This is a genomic window from Butyricimonas muris (genome assembly GCF_046365375.1).
In the GTDB taxonomy this organism is placed as follows: Bacteria; Bacteroidota; Bacteroidia; order Bacteroidales; family Marinifilaceae; genus Butyricimonas; species Butyricimonas muris.
The window spans coordinates 38,304-56,329 of record NZ_JBKEIT010000004.1; the positions used below are offsets into that span (position 1 = coordinate 38,304).

Consider the following 18,026-nt stretch of genomic DNA (forward strand, 5'->3'; position numbering starts at 1 on the left):
AGTCCTTTTTTATTTATTTCTTCCAGAAAGCTCTACTGAATAATACCAGTACGGTGAATACTTCCAAACGCCCAACCATCATCAGTATGGATAAGAATATTTTCGCGAAGTCATTCAAGTGTGCGAAATTGCTCATGGGGCCAATCTCGCCGAATCCGGGACCTACGTTACTCATACTTGTTATAACAGCACTACAAGCCGTGGCAATATCTTCCGTGAACAAGGACATGATAACACTGGATATCCCGAAGATGAAGATATAAAGGATAAAGAAACCCATGACTCCAGTCATTATATTGGGATGTATGCTCTTCCCGTTGTATTTCACGTTAATGATTGCGTTCGGGTGAATGATGCGTTTCATTTCAATAAATGAGTTCTTGAACAGCAGATTCAGTCGGATACATTTTAAACCGCCGGATGTAGAGCCCGCGCAGGCTCCTATAAATAGAAGTACGAAAATAATCACACCTAGTAAAGGAGGCCATAACAAATAGTCTGCCGTGGCAAATCCTGTCGTCGTGAGAATCGAAACAACTTGGAAGAGGGCTTCCCGAATGCTTAATTCCAAATCATCATACCCCTTGAAATATAGTACACATGCTATCATAGCACTTGCTATGAGAATGATGAAGAAGTAAAGTTTAAATTCTTCATCACGGAATAATTTTTTGATTTTCCCGTGAATGGCAACATACATCAGACCAAAGTTAGTTCCCGCGATAAACATGAAAATAATGACAACATACTGTATATAAGCCGAGTTCCAATAAGCAAGGCTATCTTGTTTCGTGGAATATCCCCCGGTAGCCATCGTCGTGAATGAATGGCAGATGGCATCAAACAAATCCATTTTACCGAGAAGTAACAACAAGGTCTGGGCTACCGTGAGTGATATGTAAAGATACCACATACGGCGGGCGGTGGAGGTGAATGTCGCGGTGAATTTGTCATGCGTGGGACCGGGAACTTCGGCGACAAACAGGTCGCGGCCTTCAATACCGAGTCCGGGTAGTATTGCCAGCAATAGCACGATAATACCCATACCTCCCATCCATTGGGTTAGCGAACGCCAGAATAACGTGGCATGTGGTAAAGCCTCGATGTCATTTACAACGCTCGAACCGGTAGTCGTGAATCCGGACATGGTTTCGAATATAGCATCCGGAATGGAAGGAATCGTACCTCCCAACAAAAAAGGCAAACAACCGAATATGGTGAACATTACCCAAGTGGTAGTGACAATAAAATACCCGTCTTTCTTGGCAAGAACCCGATCTTTTACCTTGACCGTGAAAGCCATAAGGCTTCCTGCGGCAAGAGTGATGGCGGTAGAATATGTAAATGCCATCATATCATTTTCCCCGTATATCAAGGCGACAATGATACAGATCATCAGAAAAGCACTTTCGACGAGCAAAAGTTTTCCTATAATGTTGGTTATAAACCTGAAGTTGATCATCGTTGAAATAATTTGATTACTTTCTTCACCGCACTGGGTAGAGCGAAGATGACAACTTTGTCGTCAGCCTCGATCTGCACGTCGCCTTTGGCAATGATGGCATCCCCGTTACGGATGACTCCCCCGACAGTAGCATTTTCCGGAAAATTCATATCGGCCAATGTTTTCCGGGTAATTTTGGAACCCGCTTCTGCCGTGACTTCAAATACCTCAGCTTCCGAGAACGTGAGGAATTTCAAGTGTTTCACGTCTACATTCATGGTGTAACGGTATATGTGTGAAGCGGCTATCAATTTAGTGTTTACCAGCGTTCCGATCCCGATGTTTTCGGCAAGGTCGATGTAGTCGATATTCTCAACTTCGGCAACACTTTTTTTAACTCCTAACTTTTTGGCTAATAGACAAGAGAGAATGTTTGTCTCTGACGAATGCGTGACGCTGATAAAAGCATCGGTATTTTTGATACCTTCTTCCCGGAGCAAGGCGAGGTCGCGACCGTCACCGTTGATTACCAGTGTCGATTTTAATTTATCGGCGATAAGGATACATTTCTCACGGTCTTTTTCTATAATCTTGACATTGTAGTTTTTTTCAAGCAAAGAGGCTGTCTTTATTCCGATTCGGGAACCTCCCACGATAACGACATTCTTAACCTCGTATTGTGATTTGCCGCAAAGGGCGAATACATTCGGTACATAGAAAGGTTTCGTCACGATGAAAACAAGATCGCCGTACCGGAAAGAATCATTTCCCCTCGGGATGATAGTGCGCTCGGCACGTTTGATGGCAACGACACGGAAATGTTGTGCCCCGTATCTTTCTGCCATTTTGATCAACGTGAGGTTGAGTACCGGGGCATTTTCCCATAATTTGATACCGAGTAATTGCAATCGACCGTCGGAAAATTCATGTAACTGGCGGGAACCGCTTTGCTTCAAGGAAGCAACGATTTCTTCCGCGGCCAGACGTTCCGGGTAGATTAAGGAATCGATACCGATCATCTTCAAGTATTCCGTATTTTCGCTCTCCAGATATTCGCTATTGTTAACCCGCGCGATAGTTTGTTTCGCTCCTAACTTTTTGGCTAAAATGGCAGAGTTGATATTTTGATCTTCCTGATGATTTACCGCGATGAACAGGTCACACTTGTGTACTCCGGCATCTTTAAGCGCACCGATAGAAGTACATGATCCCACGATAGACATGACATCGAGTTGGCTGCCAAGTAATTCCAGCTTTTCTTCGTCGTTGTCGATCAGCATGATATTATGTTCCTGCTTACTAAGCATCGTCGCGAGATGTGTCCCCACTTCTCCTGCTCCCGCTATTACTATGTCCATTTTCGTTAGGTGTTAATTAACTGGCAAAATAAAGAATTATAATCCGAATTACATAGAAAAATGAACCAATTTTTATTTTAAGGGAATCACGATAGAGCCTAGTTCATTTGTTTTAAATAGAGGGATTTGCTTTTGAATGCAAAATTCGTCCCATGCCCGGATACATCGGGGGGTATTGGATTGGTCTATAATGATTTGACTTGGAAATGACGATTGTGTCGTATCCGAGATAGGGAAAATATTTCCCGTGATAATGAGTATTCCTTGGTCGGGTATAGTGGGACATGTACCATCTGCAATTGTAATTGTTTGTTTACGAGTTTGCAGTTGCTTATTCGTGTAAATGATTTGGTCCCCGATGAATCCGTCATGCTCGGGAAGCGGTTGCAGGTCATTTGCTATCGTGTATGTCAACTGGCTTGGGATGGTATCCGTATTTTTCAGTAGAGAATAGTATCCCTTGTGATTCAAGAGTATCACGGAATGACGATATCTATTGTAAACAACGATTTCTTGTCGGTTTTGCTTGTGGAACGTGTAACCGTAGATGAAAATAACAAGCAAACATGTCGAGGCTAGAAACAAGTGGGCAATCCGGCGTTGTCGGCTGGTCACGTATAAGATAAATGATAAAGTTATAATATATATAAGGATGATATGGAAGGATGTCGGGTATAATTCTGTCAGATTTATGGCGATACCGGAAAATATTCGGAGGCAATAAAGCAGGATTTGAGTGATACCTGTTACAAGATACGCGAGATAACTGCCGATAAGAGAGGGTAACACGAGTAGGATTGCCCCGAGATAGAGTAATAGTGTGGCAACCGGTACGGCGACGAGATTGAATAGAATGCCGTTTAAACTGATCGTGTGGAAATAGTATGCAGTAATCGGGAGAGTCAGAATTTGCGCGGAAAAGCTGACGGCGAGGAGGGGGTATATCTTCCGTGTGAGCCGGGGAAGCGCCTTACGCTTAATGGTTATTAACGGATAGACAAGTATAATTCCAGTGTAGGCGGCATACGACATTTGAAAACTCACGGAATACAGTAATGTCGGTTGGATAAGCAAGGTGAAGAATGCTGCTGCCGCGATAGCGTTTAAAGGTACATAATCCAGACGGAATGCTTCTCCTATAATAATGAAACTCAATATAGTTGCTGCCCTGCAGGCGGAAGGTGATAAGCCGGTAATACCCGTGATCAACCATAACAATGGAATCAGTGCGAGGGTGAATCTGCGATCGCGTAGTTTGAAAAGACGTAACCCGTAAAGTAGTAAAAGATAAATAGCCCCGATATGTAATCCGGAAATGGCAAGCAGGTGAATGGTTCCCGTGTCTTGGAATAATTGTTTCGTGCCGGGAGTCAGATTTTGGCGATCTCCAAGACAGAGGGCTGCAAGCAGGTTATAGGTTGTGCTGTCCGGCACGATAGTTGACAATTTATGTGACAAATGCTGTTGCAGGGAATGACAAAAAGAGTACAAATCTTCCGAGTGTCCTATTCGTGTCGGAGTCGAAATCGGAATCGCTTGGGCTTGAATGTTTTGGTGACGGAGGTACGTGTTGTAATCAAATTCATGTGGATTGCCCGTGGCTGACAGCAAATAGACTCTGGCGTCAAACAGGAGCGAATCGCCGACAGAAAACCGGATAGAATCCCGGTATCGCGTGAAGATGCGAATCCCGTTTGAGGAGATAATTGCTTTGTCGGGTGGAGTGAGCCGTTCACAGCGTCCTTGCAGCGTGTAGACATTACCCGGCACGAATGGCAGGTTTTGCGGGCGATGGCAATACACGCCTGTCAAGAAAATGAACAGAAACGAGAAAATAGAAAATAATTTTCCGTAACGTGTACGGGCAACTCCTGTCAATAGAAGGAGTGAGCCTATAATCGAGTAAAGGATAAATCGGGAGTGAATGTCAAACATCCATTCACTGGCAAGAATTCCCGCGATTAAAGGAATCACGAGGAAAAGGAATGGATACCGATGCCAGTGAATGGGACGCATAGGCGTAGCCTCGGCTATTTCGGCAAAACTACCCGGTAGTTTTGTTTGAATTTCCCGGCACTGATATTACTCAACTTCCCTTTTAATAAACGTTTTTTCAGAGCGGACAAGTGGTCAGTGAACATGATTCCGTCCAAGTGATCATATTCGTGTTGGATGATGCGTGCGCGGGTGCCCGTGAATTCTTCCACGTGTTCTACCCAGTTCTCGTCCCGATAGGCGATTTTTATATGATCTTTTCTCATCACGTCCTCGTGAATGCCGGGAATACTCAAGCAGCCTTCATTGAAAGGCACCTCTTCCCCGGAACGTTCCAGTATATGCGCGTTGATAAAAGCTTTCTTGAAATCTTTACAGTCCGGGTCAATTTCTTCAAATGGGCTTCCGTCAATCACGAAAATGCGTATGTTTTTCCCGACTTGCGGGGCAGCTAATCCCACCCCGTCTGACTCGTACATGGTTTGCCACATGTCATCGAGCAGTTTGCTTAACCCCTCGTATTCCGGGGTAATGTCCTCGGATACTTTCCGAAGTTTCGGATGTCCGTAAATGTAAATAGGTAACAGCATATTAAATATTCATGTTTCTTTGTGATTCCATGTAGGATTGCAATATGATCGTGGCACTGATGGCGTCGATAACTGCTTTATCCTGACGTTGTTTTTTCTTGGCTCCTCCTTCTAGCAACGCCTTGTGTGCCAAGACTGAGGTGAAGCGTTCGTCATACATGACGATGGGGATGTCCGGGAGTTTACGTTTGAGTGCGACGAGAAACGGCTTGATGTAAGTCATGCTTTCAGAGTCCGTGTTATTCATTTGTTTGGGGTGTCCCACGACAAAAAGGTCTACCTTTTCTTTCGAGCAGTAATCTTGTAGAAATTGTAAAACCTCGTGTGATTTGACTGTCGTTAGACTGTTGGCGATGATCTTGCATGGATCCGTGACCGCTATGCCAACCCTTTTTTTCCCGTAATCAATAGCAACAATCCTTCCCAATACCCTATTCCTTTACGATAATAAAAATATCCTCGTTCTCTTTTTTCATCAAGTACTGTTCTCTGGCGAACTTTTCGAGGTTATCCCGATTCCCTAACAATTCATCTTTTTTGCGTTTATCTTCTTCAACCTTTTTCCGGTAGTAATTTTTTTCTTTCTCCATCTGGCTGATTTTTGAGCGCAACTGTAACTGATCGATAAAACTGTATTTATCGAACAACGCGATCCATATAACAAATAGCAACCCCACGATAGTGTATTTGTTGGCAAATCGCTGAAACAAATTTCTCGATGATCGTTTGTTTTCGTCTTGCATAGTGCAAAGGTACAAAAAAAGAGGCGGTTAAGAACCATTATCCATTATTTTTTTTCCGAGCAGGCAAAAACATGGTTTTTGCGCTGCATATTTATAAAAACGGGAAGAATATTTATACAGCGAATTGATATACAGCGATTTGTGATTTGATAAAAATGAAAATTGGCTATTTTTTGTGTAACTAATTTCGTTAGCTTTGTGCTTTCGGAATTTTTTTAGACAAAAAGAAGAATAACAATAAAATATCAGTAATGGAAAAGAAGTTAGCGGTTGTTGCGTTAGGTGGAAACGCTCTTTTGAGAGGAAACCAGAAAGGAACTATCGAGGAGCAAAATGCCAACACGGTAGATACGTTGGAAAATTTAATATACTTGATTAAGGAAGGGTATAATTTGATTATTTCGCACGGAAACGGTCCTCAGGTAGGAAACGTGCTTATGGATAATGCTGCCGGTGTAGAGATGTACGGTAACGCTGCCATGCCTTTGGACACTTGTGTGGCTTTCACGCAAGGACAGATCGGCTACATGATCGAACGTAACTTGAGAAATATTTTGAAAGAGCACGGTCTGCAACGTAACGTGATCTCGATGGTATCCCAAGTGATCGTGGACAAGAATGATCCGGCGATGCAGAATCCGACCAAGCGCGTGGGTAAGATATACACGAAAGAAGAGGCGGATAAACTGGCAGCCGAGAAAGGATGGGTTTTCAAGGAAGAGATCAAGGTTGAAGGCGGATGGCGTCGGGTGGTTCCTTCCCCGGACCCGAAAGATTTTATGAATGCCGATTTGGTGGAACGTTTGGCTCGCGAAGGCAATATCGTGATCACTACCGGAGGTGGTGGTATCCCCGTGTATATCGACGAGAAGGGTGACATCCAGCCGTTGGAAGGTGTTATCGACAAGGATTTGGCTTCCGCTATGGTAGGTACGAGAGTGAAAGCGGACGAGTTCTATATCTTGACGGATGTTCCTTATATTTATAAGGACTTCAAGAAACCGTCGCAACAGAAATTGGAATTCTTGGATTATGCCGATACGATGAAATACATGGAAGAAGGAGTGTTTGCAGAGGGAAGTATGGCACCGAAAATTCGTGCTTGTTTGCGTTTTGTTAAGAATGGTGGAAAAAAATCAGTGATTACCGAAGCCACAAAGTTGGAAGACAGACGTTACGGTTCCAAAATCACGATGGAATACGAGGACGATAGAAGATAATTGAAAATGGAGAGTTGAAAACTGGAAATGAGTTTTTAATTCTCGATGGGATATTGTACTTTTGTCCATAAATAATGAATCTGAAATTTAAAATTATAAATCTAAAATTAATAAAGTTATGGCTTTTAATTTGAGAAACAGAAATTTCTTGAAGTTGTTGGACTTCACTCCGAAAGAGATCAAATACATGTTGGATTTGGCTGCTGATTTGAAAAAAGCAAAATATGCCGGAACTGAACAACCTCGTTTGAAAGGTAAAAATATTGCTTTGATTTTCGAGAAAACTTCTACCCGTACCCGTTGCGCGTTCGAAGTAGCTGCTCATGATCAAGGTGCTCACGTGACCTATCTTGGTCCTTCCGGATCTCAGATTGGCGTGAAAGAATCCATGGCTGATACGGCTCGTGTATTGGGACGTATGTATGATGGTATCGAGTACCGCGGTTTCGGACAAGCTATTGTTGAGGAATTGGCTCAATATGCAGGTGTACCTGTATGGAACGGTTTGACCAACGAATTCCACCCGACTCAGATTCTGGCAGACTTCCTGACCATGATGGAACATACCGATAAGCCTTTAAACAAAGTGACTTTCGCTTATCTTGGTGATGCCCGTTTCAACATGGGTAACTCTTTGATGGTTGGTGGTGCCAAGATGGGTATGGATGTACGCATTGTTGCCCCGAAAGAATTGCAACCGGATGCCGAGTTAGTTGCTACTTGCAAGGCTATCGCTGAAGAAACCGGAGCTACAGTTACCATTACCGATAACGTGGAAGAAGGAGTGAAAGGTTGCGACTTCCTGTACACCGACGTGTGGGTGTCTATGGGTGAGCCTGCTGAAGTATGGGCAGAACGTATCAAATTGTTGACCCCGTATCAAGTAAATGCTAAAGTTATGGAATTGACCGGAAACAAGAACTGCAAATTCATGCACTGCTTGCCGGCATATCATAACCTTGATACTCAAGTAGGTCGTGATGTTTACAAACAATTCGGCATGAACGGATTGGAAGTAACCGAAGACGTGTTCGAGTCTGCAAATTCTATCGTGTTCGATGAGGCAGAGAACCGTATGCACACGATCAAGGCTGTGATGGTTGCTACTTTGGGTGACTAAAGATTTAGTTCATGATCGGTAGAAATACCCGATTATATTGTATAAAGAAACCCGCTTGATAACAAAATCAAGCGGGTTTCTTCCGTTATAACCATGGAGATTAATGGTAATTATTGGGAAATAATACCCCTCCCTCGAAGCTGTCCGGGAGATACCCCGTGGCTCGAATAGCTCCGTGTAGCGATGCTCTGGCGAAGCTTCGTGAGGGCTTCGAGCAAGGGGTATTATTTCAGTGAGATAACTTTTTGATAAAGAATACTAATCCAGTTGAGAATGATCGGAACGGCAATGATATTTTATAATGCTATTGTCCTTCGTTTCTAAATAGAAAAAAGTCGGTTTATAATTTAAAAATAAGATGTTCAATAAATGGACCGAAATTATTTTATATTTTTACGAGCGCAATTAGATGGTATTGTGCTTAAAAAACGAAGGTGATGTCTTCAGAATTAGTACATAAAGAAAAATTGTTTGTTGAACTGTTTAACAAAAACTACAAGGCTTTGTGCTTGTATGCGGTAAGGTTTTGCGGTGATTTTTCTGAGGCGGAGGATATCGTGCAGGACGTGTTCGTGAGATTTTGGGATATTTTTCAGGAGGGGACAGAGACTATGTCTGCTCGTTCTTATTTATACCGGATGGTGCGTAATGCATGTATTGATCTGTCGCGGGCTAAAAAGTACGATACGGTTGATATAAATTCATTAGCAGATCAATTGGAATATTTTTTCCATACGGAATCGGAGGAAGATTCTACAATGGATAAATTGTTGGAGGCGATAGAAGCTTTGCCGGAAAAATGTCGCTATGTGTTTGTCGCTATCTGCGTGGATAACAAAAAATACAAGGAAGTTGCAGACGAAATGCATGTTTCCTTGAACACGATCAAAACGCAGCTATCCAGAAGCTTAAAGCTTCTTCGGGAGAGCTTGAACAAAGAAGATTTCAAATTATTTCTTACTTTTTTCACGATTTTCGAGTAATTTCTTTCACCCGTTTCTGTTTTTTTTCGTCTTCTATGTAAAGAATTGATATTGGATTATGATGAAAGAAGAAATAGAAGATATAATATGGCGGGATTCTCGAGATGAATGTTCCGGGGAAGAAAAAGCCTGTTTGCGAGAATGGCTTGAGGCTTCCGACGAGAATAAACGTGCTTATAAGGATATCCGATCAATTATTCAATGCGGTGCTTTGCTAAAAGGATATGACCGTTTGGATAAACCACTGGCCTTGGGTAAAGTCATGAAACAAGTGAAGCCGTCGCCCGTTATGCGGAGATATTCGTGGTTAAAGTACGCGGCAGCGATAGTATTCCCCTTGTTAGCAGGACTCGTGGCTTATTATGTTTTTGATCGTACGACGGAAAATACAAATATCCCCGTGATTGCAAAGTACGATATTCAACCGGGGGAAGCGAAGGCTATTCTTTATTTGTCTGATGGGCGGGAGATTAATCTTAAGGATGTAAGTGATTCTACGATACGGGACGGTTATTTTGATCAGGAAATTCTATTCCGGGATAAGAGTAATACATTGAATTATTATGATTCTTTGCGCGAAACGGATAAAGTCGGTAAATTGGTATATAATAAGATTGTCGTACCTCGCGGGGGAGAGTATATGCTGATCTTGTCGGATGGAACGAAAGTATGGTTGAATTCTGAAACGAAGATGGAATACCCGTTGTGCTTCGGGCAAGATACCCGGGAAGTTAAGTTGACGGGAGAGGCGTATTTTGAAGTGAAAAAAGATGCAAAGCGACCTTTTAACGTGTTGATGGGGGATGCGAGAATTGAAGTGACGGGAACCTCGTTTAATGCTTCCTGTTATCCGGAAAAAGGGGATTGTAGTGCGACATTGACTTCTGGGAAAATAAATCTATGGGGTGATCATTCGATGAAGAGGGTGAATGTCGGGGAGCATGCCGTTTACGATAAAACGTCCAAGGAAATCACGGTAAAAGAGGTTGACTTGAAGTATTATACTTCTTGGCGTCACGGGACTTTTTATTTTTACGACACTCCTTTATCTGAGATTACCGAGGCTTTGGGACGTTGGTATGATGTGAAGTTTTATTTTTCGGACGAGTCTTTACGGGATGTCTGTTTTTCCGGTGCAGCTTTGCGTAACAGACCGATAGATTTTATTCTTAAATTGTTGGAAAATACTCAATCATTAAAATTTTCAATACAAAAAGATGGAACGATATGGATAAGTAAAAAATAAAAAGAGGAAGATTGGCCTCTTCCCCTTTTTTTCTTTAATAACCCTCTCCTGCAAGAGAGAATTTTAAATAAATAGTTATACAAATCTATGAAAAAAATTTTAACGGATGAACTTTTCCGGGAGGGAAAAGTATGGTCTAAACTATGGAAAATTATGCGATTGCAATTATTGATCGTTTTTGTAACTCTGTTCCAGTTACATGCTGAAACAGGAGTTGCACAGGAAAGAGTTAGTATTTCCTTTAAGGATGCTCTGATTGAAGACATCATAAAGGAAGTGGAAGCGCAGTCCGGTTACGTGGTGGTGTATAATAACACCTTGTTGAAGAATATGTCACGCGTAACCGTTCGGCTGACGAATGTAAATGCCAAGGATGCTTTGAATGAGGCACTGAAAGGCAGCGGATTGGAGTGTAAAATGGTAGACGATTTTCTGGTTATTTCGAAGAAGGAAGGAGGTGATGACGAGAAAAAAGAAACTTTCAGGAAAATCAAAGGGAAGGTTATGGACGAGAAGGGGATAACTCTTCCGGGGGTTACCGTGCTTATCAAAGGTACTACTTTAGGTGTCGTGACTGATATCGATGGGAAATTCTCGATTGAGGTACCGAAGATGGATAGCACGATACTGGTATTCTCTTTCGTGGGAATGGTTACTAAAGAATATCGTTTGCCGAAAGATCCGAAAGATGATGCAAAGGAGATATCCATTCGCCTTCAAGAGGACGTGAAAGAGATGCAGGAAGTTGTCGTGACCGGGTACGCCAATATCAGAAAAGAGAGTTTCACGGGAAATTCCGTTACCGTGAAGAGAGAAGATTTGTTGAAGGTTTCCAAAACGAATGTAATTCAAGCGTTGCAGACTTTTGATCCTTCTTTTCGTATCCAGCAAAATAACCAGTGGGGTTCGGACCCGAACAACGTGCCCGAATTGTATATCCGCGGACGTTCCGGTATCGGGGTGAAAGATCTGGATAGAAAGAAGAATCTTTCCAAGTCAGAACTGGAAAACAACCCGAATTTGCCGACTTTTATCATGGACGGATTCCAAATTAGCGTGGAGAAATTGTATGATATGGACCCGAATCGCATTGAAAGTATAACGATACTGAAAGATGCGGCTGCTTCGGCTATGTACGGGTCCCGTGCGGCTAATGGTGTCGTGGTTATCACTACCGTTGCCCCTGTTCCGGGTAAAGTATCGGTATCTTATAGTATGACGGGAACCGTGACGGCACCGGATCTGACCGACTATAACCTGATGAACGCAAAGGAAAAGTTGGAAGCAGAGGTGGCGGCAGGCATTTATAAGGCTGCTAATTATTCTGATCAGAATAAATATGATGTAGAATATAATGGTAAGCTCAACAATGTTGCTCACGGTGTTGATACCTATTGGTTAGCCAAGCCGTTACAAACGGCATTTAATCATAAACACAGTTTGTATATAGAAGGGGGAACCAATGATATTCGTTTCGGGTTGGATATGCTCTATAATAATGAAGACGGTGTGATGAAAAAATCTTACCGGGATCGTATGGGGGTTGGTTTTTATATTGATTACCGGATTGGTTCTTTCCAAGTAAAGAATTATATATCTTATAATATTACACGATCGGAAGAATCTCCTTACGGTACTTTCTCGGACTATACTTCAAAGCAACCGTATGACGAGTATAAGGATGCGGACGGGAATTACTTGAAACAGACCTTTAATTGGCATGGGGGATCTTCGTCGGAGTTAAAGAATCCTTTGTACGAGGCCGGATTAAAGAGTTTTAATAAGTCACAAGTGGATGAGTTGATAAATAATTTGAGTGCCAACTGGTACGTGAATAATTATTTGCAAATAAAAGGACAATTCAGTTTAACCAAGAAAAACACGAAAAGTGACGATTTTATTGATCCGAAGTCAATGCGTAACGGTAAGGTGTTGAGTGCGGCCAATAGTAGTTCGGGAGAGCTTCGTACAAGTGCTGGTGACGGGTTCGATTGGGATTTGAATGCTTTTTTGGCTTACAACCGCACTATAAGCGGACACAATATCAATCTGAATATTGGTATTAACGCAACGTCTACGCATACTTCTACGACATCGGCATTTTACAGGGGATTTCCTTCCGGTTCGTTACATTCTCCCAATTACGCGCAGGAAATTGTGGAGAAACCGACGGTAAGTCAGAACAGTACCCGTTTGTTCGGTGTGTTGGGAAGTTTGAACTATACTTACAATAATATCTATTTGTTGGATCTTTCGGTGAGAACAGACGGTTCTTCCGAATTTGGTTCCGATAAACGGTTTGCTCCTTTCTGGTCGGGAGGTTTAGGTATTAATCTTCATAATTACGAGTTTATGAAGAAATACGGTTATATTGATGTGCTGAAAATCCGAGGATCTTACGGGGTGACCGGTAAAGTAAATTTCCCGCCTTACGCGGCACAGACTATATACCAGATACTGAGTGAAGAATGGTATAAAACAGGCTTTGGCGCTTCATTGATGGCGTTGGGAAATAAGGAGCTGGCTTGGGAGAAAACGAAGGAGTTGGATTTGGGTATAGATGTACAACTGTTTAATGGCGGGTTGCAGATGGAATTCTCCTATTACCGGAAAAAAACGATTGATCTGATCAATGATGTGACGATCGAGAGTGCAGCGGGTTTCACGACTTACATGGATAATTTGGGAGAAGTGATGAACAAAGGATACGAGATTCAATTGAAAAGCGATGTATTCCGCAATAACGATTGGTATGTTTCCGTATTCGGCAATTTGGCTCATAATAAGAATGAGATATTGAAAGTTTCCGAGAGTCTGAAGGCTTATAATGATGCGGTAGATAAAAACTTTGCAGAGTCAAACGCTTATGACGGTTCCACTTCCAAGCCTATCACGAAATACCAAGAGGGAGGTTCATTGACTTCGATTTACGCGATGAAATCTTTAGGAATAGATCCCGCTACCGGGCAGGAGATGCTGGTTAATCGTGATGGTTCCGTTACTTATACATGGAATAGTTCGGAACAGGTTGTCGTGGGAAATACGGAACCGAAAGCACAGGGAACGTTCGGTTTTAACGTGAACTATAAGAATTTTACGTTGTACACGACGTTTATGTACGAGTTCGGTGGGCAGCAATACAACCAGACTTTAGTTGACAAGGTTGAAAATGCCAATCTGTATACTTCAAACGTGGATAAGCGAGTATTTACCAACCGTTGGAAGAAACCGGGTGATAAAGCTAAATTTAAAGCTCTTGAAACCGGAAGAAACGGTATTGAAACGACAAATCCGACAGAACGTTTTGTACAGGATTATAACGTGGTAACATTGAATTCGATCACTTTGGGATATGATTTTAATTCGGAATTGATAAAGAAAGCCCATTTGGGTATGTTGCGTTTGGAAGTGGGGGCGAACGATCTTTTCAGAATTTCATCTGTTAAGGCGGAACGCGGGCTTAGTTATCCTTTTGCCAGATCGGTGAATTTTTCAATAAAAGCGACTTTCTAAATCGGAGTTAGTTATTTAGGAATTAGAAATCAAGAGAATATGAAGATAAATAAGATAATATTAGCTGTGCTGTTGCCGTTCATGTTGGGTTCATGCGAGCAATGGTTGGATGTTGCACCTGATGATCAGGTAAACGAGGAAACTCTTTTTGCGACCGGGGATGGCTACCGGAATGCGTTGAATGGAGTTTATCGGGATATGGCGACTTCGCAAATGTATGGCAGGGAATTGACATGGGGTTTTGTTGATGTGATGGGGTGGGTGTATGATCCGTTGACGATTTACTATGATTGCAGTACCCATGATTATTATGACGTGTTGTTAGGAAAATACAACGCCACGGGGGTGAAGGCTATTACTGAGGCATTCTGGTCACAAGCTTACAATTCTATCGCAAATTGTAATAACATTATTGCCCGTATCGATGGAGAAGAGCCGTCGAAATTTGTCGGGGGAGAGTCCGAGCGGGATATGATTCACGGGGAAGCATTGGCATTGCGGGCTTATCTGCATTTTGACATGTTGCGTTTGTTTGCTCCGGCTCCCAAGGTGGCGGATGATAAAGGCTACATTCCGTATTACGAAAGATACGGGTCGACTTCGGAACCCAGAGGGAGCGTGAGTGTGATTCTGGAAAAAATAGAGCGTGATTTGTTGAAAGCCAAGAATCTTGTAGCTCCTTTTGATACGGTGGGTGATCATAGATCTTGGATGAAAACCAGCGCGAGAATAGAAGGCGGACGAGGAGATAAAAATTTGCCGGATGATTTATTCTATTTATACCGGGGATACCGGATGAATTACTATGCTATATGTGCAACTTTAGCCCGGGTATATTCTTATGGTGACAAACAGACGCAGGCAAGAGAGAATGCGCAGGAAGTTCTGGATGCGACTTATCAGAATGGGATGTATCTCAATAAATGTTTTACATTTACCGGGGGAGGGAGTTATAACAGTAACTATAAATTGTACGACGGAGTGATTTTCGCTCTTTCCAACCAGAAATTAATAGATGATTATAGCCATTATCTCGGTTCGGAAAATATTCAGTTACCTGTATATTATGACGCAATTATCTATAACGAGGATTACGACGAGATTGACACGGAAGACGCTCGTTTGGGTTTATTCTCGGTTGTGGATGATTATTATTATTACTCGAAAAAATATACCCCACAGGTCGGGAATTCTTATGGGGAGGATTTGATACCGATGGTACGTTTGAGCGAGATGTATTATATTATCAGTGAGGCTCTTTACACGGAAGGACAGACGCAGTTGGGAATTAATAAATTGGATGAGGTTAGAATGGCAAGAGGTATCCGGGGCGGTAAACTTCAGATCGGGAGTCTGGAGGAGATGCAGGAAGCTATATTGAGGGATGCCAGAAGAGATTTTATAGGGGAAGGACAGTTGTTTTATTATTATAAAAAGTATGATATGACCCCGAATGATTGGGGATACACGATCGGCAGAGTATTGCCTCTTCCTGACAATCAACTGATTCATTAATAAAATAGTAAGATGTATATGAAGAACTATATAACTATAATAGCGATAGTATTTGCTCTCTTTTCTTGTAGTGAAAAGGAAACAATGACCTATCAATCCGAAAGATATCTTTATTTCACGACAAGTCTGGATAGTGCCGATCTTTCCGTGTCTTTTTCGCATTATCCGACAAGTGATGAGTATAAAGCGGGATTTGAGGTCAATTTAATGGGTAATCTCCTCACGGAAAAAGCTAATTACCGTGTTTCCGTGGTTGATACCGGAACCACGGCACTTCCAGAAGAGTATGTTTTGGATTTGGAGCCTGAATTCGGTGCGAATCAGTTGAAAGATACTCTTTATGTGGTGTTGAAAAAGACCGAAAGATTGAGTGATGGTCCCGTGACGTTGATGATTAAACTGGAAGAGGGAAATGGCTTTATTCCGGGATTAAGTCGCAATCGTACGGTAAAAGTGCATTTTAACAACGTGGAAAGCAAACCGCTCTGGTGGGAAGGGGATATCATTTCCGTGTATCTGGGAGAATATTCTCCGGAGAAATACAAACATTTCTTGATTGCAACCCAAATAGATGCAACGGAAATTCCAGTGTTGTTAAAGGAAAATCCGACTAAATTACGGCTGTTGGCATTAGAGTTTAAAGATTACTTGACTTTGCATCCGGAGTTGAATTTAACGGTGCCTATTTATTAATGATTAAAAAATAATGGCAATGAAAATAAGATATATACTTTTTTTACTCGTCATGATTTTAGGGATGAGTTCTTGCTATGATGATAAGGGAAATTATTCATACGACCCCAAGAATGATATTACGGTTACTTTTGATGCAAGTTATTTTGAAGCGGTTTTGGGGGAAACGGTTAAATTGTCACCTAAGTTGACCTTTGCTATTGACAGTAATGATGTTGATTTGAGTTATGAATGGATTTTCCTCGGAAGGAAAATTTCTGATCAGCGGAATTTGGAATGGGTGGTCGATACCGTGGTCAATTACCAGAGTATTTATATGAATGTAATTGATAATCGTACCGGTGTCGCTTATTCCGGGGGAATATCAGCTCTTTTGACTTCTCCTTATGCCAAAGAAGCGTGGGTTGTTCTAGCGAAACAAAACGGGAAGTCCGTTCTTTCCTATATTCGGGAAAAAAATGAGGATGACGGGAGTGACTATGGAAAATTCACGTACGAAGACGTACCGGATATTTACCGGTTGGTAAATGACGAGGAATTAGGCTCGGAACCGGTTCGGGTGTTGGAACATTTTGCCGGTGGCGGAGATCTTGGAAATTTCTGGGTGTTGCAAAACGGCGGTCAAGGATGTGTTGATTTATCGGGACAGGATTTCACGAAAGACGTATTGTTAAATAATATCTTCTTGGACGGGAATCTGCCGACGGATTTTAAACCGATAGATATGATTGATATGAAGTGGTTGACCTGCGTGGTGAATCATGACGGGAAAGTGTATACTCGCAAGAAATTGACCGATCAGTTGTATAATTCCGGTTATTTTATCGATCGTCCGTTGATATTTGAGGGAGAAGAGGTAGATGGTTCACGTTTTGTGCTGGCTCCCTTTGCCGGATTGGGTTTTACCGTGATGTATGATAAAGTGAACAACCGATTCTTGGCAATTTCCGACCTGAGCAAAGAAGTGGCTGGAAAGGTGTTTAAATTTGCAGTGGATGAATCCGCGTACGCCCCGGACTTTGCGCGATTGAATGATTTGGGTACAATGGAGGTCTTGCATACCGGGTATTACGAGGTTAACGAAGGACGTGGTGATCAAGGATATTACTCTATTTTGCGGGATCGGACAACCGGGAATTATTACACGCATGATTTTCGGGTGAACGAGATGAAAGAATCTGCTAATCCTTCGGCATTTCCGGTGTTGCAACGGCAGATAGATTTGAGTCAAGTGATAAACGGAACTTCAAAGAACGTGTTTAACGTATTGCGTTCGTGGGTGTTCGGGAAAGATTTCGGAACTCCCTATGTATTGATTTCTAAAGATAACGAGCTGTGGTTATATGATCGTGATGCTAAGTTACCGGTAGAAAAGTATTATGAATTTCCACAAGGACAGATTATTACGGCTATCGACTCGGAATGTGTAGGTAGTCGCAGGGTGGCAATCGGTATGCAATCCGGAGAGTTCTACGTGTTGGATTTGACGAGAAAAGCCGTGAATGGCCAGAAAGAAAAATTGCTTTATGCTTCCACTCATGATTTTGGTGAGATCGTGCACATCCGCTACAAGGTAGGTTACGGTAATAGTTGGAGTTTTTAATTT

Annotated in this window: 14 protein-coding genes; 8 read left to right on the plus strand and 6 right to left on the minus strand. The window is 42.2% G+C overall.

All coding sequences use genetic code 11. The annotated features are described in order from the left end of the window. Positions 1 to 13: 13 nt before the first annotated feature. The 6 genes from ACK8P8_RS08025 to ACK8P8_RS08050 all read right to left on the minus strand — a co-directional run bounded on the left by ACK8P8_RS08025 (position 14) and on the right by ACK8P8_RS08050 (position 6,130). The gene (locus ACK8P8_RS08025) at positions 14 to 1,462 is read right to left on the minus strand and encodes a TrkH family potassium uptake protein (RefSeq protein ID WP_410025742.1); all 1,449 of its coding nucleotides are present in this window, start codon (positions 1,460 to 1,462) and stop codon (positions 14 to 16) included. Next, complete coding sequence (gene trkA / locus ACK8P8_RS08030) at positions 1,459 to 2,802, minus strand: Trk system potassium transporter TrkA (protein WP_099294373.1); 1,344 nt, start codon at positions 2,800 to 2,802, stop codon at positions 1,459 to 1,461. The genes ACK8P8_RS08025 and trkA overlap by 4 nt, the downstream gene beginning before the upstream one ends. Before the next feature lie 72 nt (positions 2,803 to 2,874). After that, positions 2,875 to 4,818 carry a ComEC/Rec2 family competence protein gene (locus tag ACK8P8_RS08035; RefSeq protein ID WP_410025743.1) on the minus strand — a complete coding sequence of 648 codons (1,944 nt, stop codon included), beginning with the start codon at positions 4,816 to 4,818 and terminating at the stop codon, positions 2,875 to 2,877. A gap of 14 nt (positions 4,819 to 4,832) precedes the next feature. Beyond that, entirely contained in the window at positions 4,833 to 5,387 is a 555-nt protein-coding gene (gene def, locus ACK8P8_RS08040; RefSeq protein ID WP_099294369.1) for a peptide deformylase, read from the minus strand. Position 5,388: 1 nt separating this feature from the next. Then, positions 5,389 to 5,814: a Holliday junction resolvase RuvX gene (gene ruvX, locus ACK8P8_RS08045; RefSeq protein ID WP_099294367.1), complete on the minus strand. Its 426-nt coding sequence runs from the start codon at positions 5,812 to 5,814 to the stop codon at positions 5,389 to 5,391. Positions 5,815 to 5,818: 4 nt separating this feature from the next. After that, on the minus strand, positions 5,819 to 6,130 hold the full coding sequence (locus tag ACK8P8_RS08050) for an FtsB family cell division protein (RefSeq protein ID WP_227216794.1): 312 nt from the start codon (positions 6,128 to 6,130) through the stop codon (positions 5,819 to 5,821). Positions 6,131 to 6,381: 251 nt separating this feature from the next. On the opposite strand from ACK8P8_RS08050, the gene ACK8P8_RS08055 reads away from it, so the two are divergent. The 8 genes from ACK8P8_RS08055 (at position 6,382) to ACK8P8_RS08090 (ending at position 18,023) form a co-directional block, all read left to right on the plus strand. After that, entirely contained in the window at positions 6,382 to 7,350 is a 969-nt protein-coding gene (locus ACK8P8_RS08055) for a carbamate kinase (protein WP_099294363.1), read from the plus strand. 118 nt (positions 7,351 to 7,468) lie between these two features. Next, on the plus strand, positions 7,469 to 8,470 hold the full coding sequence (locus ACK8P8_RS08060) for an ornithine carbamoyltransferase (RefSeq protein ID WP_099294361.1): 1,002 nt from the start codon (positions 7,469 to 7,471) through the stop codon (positions 8,468 to 8,470). A gap of 437 nt (positions 8,471 to 8,907) precedes the next feature. Further along, positions 8,908 to 9,453 carry an RNA polymerase sigma factor gene (locus tag ACK8P8_RS08065; RefSeq protein WP_099294359.1) on the plus strand — a complete coding sequence of 182 codons (546 nt, stop codon included), beginning with the start codon at positions 8,908 to 8,910 and terminating at the stop codon, positions 9,451 to 9,453. A 58-nt stretch (positions 9,454 to 9,511) separates the two neighbouring features. After that, entirely contained in the window at positions 9,512 to 10,699 is a 1,188-nt protein-coding gene (locus ACK8P8_RS08070; RefSeq protein WP_099294357.1) for a FecR family protein, read from the plus strand. Between the two features lie 87 nt (positions 10,700 to 10,786). Next, positions 10,787 to 14,212, plus strand: coding sequence for a SusC/RagA family TonB-linked outer membrane protein (locus tag ACK8P8_RS08075; protein ID WP_369859057.1), 3,426 nt, complete (start codon positions 10,787 to 10,789; stop codon positions 14,210 to 14,212). A gap of 39 nt (positions 14,213 to 14,251) precedes the next feature. Beyond that, positions 14,252 to 15,727, plus strand: coding sequence for a RagB/SusD family nutrient uptake outer membrane protein (locus tag ACK8P8_RS08080; protein ID WP_227216792.1), 1,476 nt, complete (start codon positions 14,252 to 14,254; stop codon positions 15,725 to 15,727). 18 nt (positions 15,728 to 15,745) lie between these two features. Next, positions 15,746 to 16,420: a DUF4843 domain-containing protein gene (locus ACK8P8_RS08085; protein WP_176555163.1), complete on the plus strand. Its 675-nt coding sequence runs from the start codon at positions 15,746 to 15,748 to the stop codon at positions 16,418 to 16,420. 19 nt (positions 16,421 to 16,439) lie between these two features. Continuing rightward, positions 16,440 to 18,023 carry a PKD-like family lipoprotein gene (locus ACK8P8_RS08090; RefSeq protein WP_176555162.1) on the plus strand — a complete coding sequence of 528 codons (1,584 nt, stop codon included), beginning with the start codon at positions 16,440 to 16,442 and terminating at the stop codon, positions 18,021 to 18,023. Positions 18,024 to 18,026 lie beyond the last annotated feature (3 nt).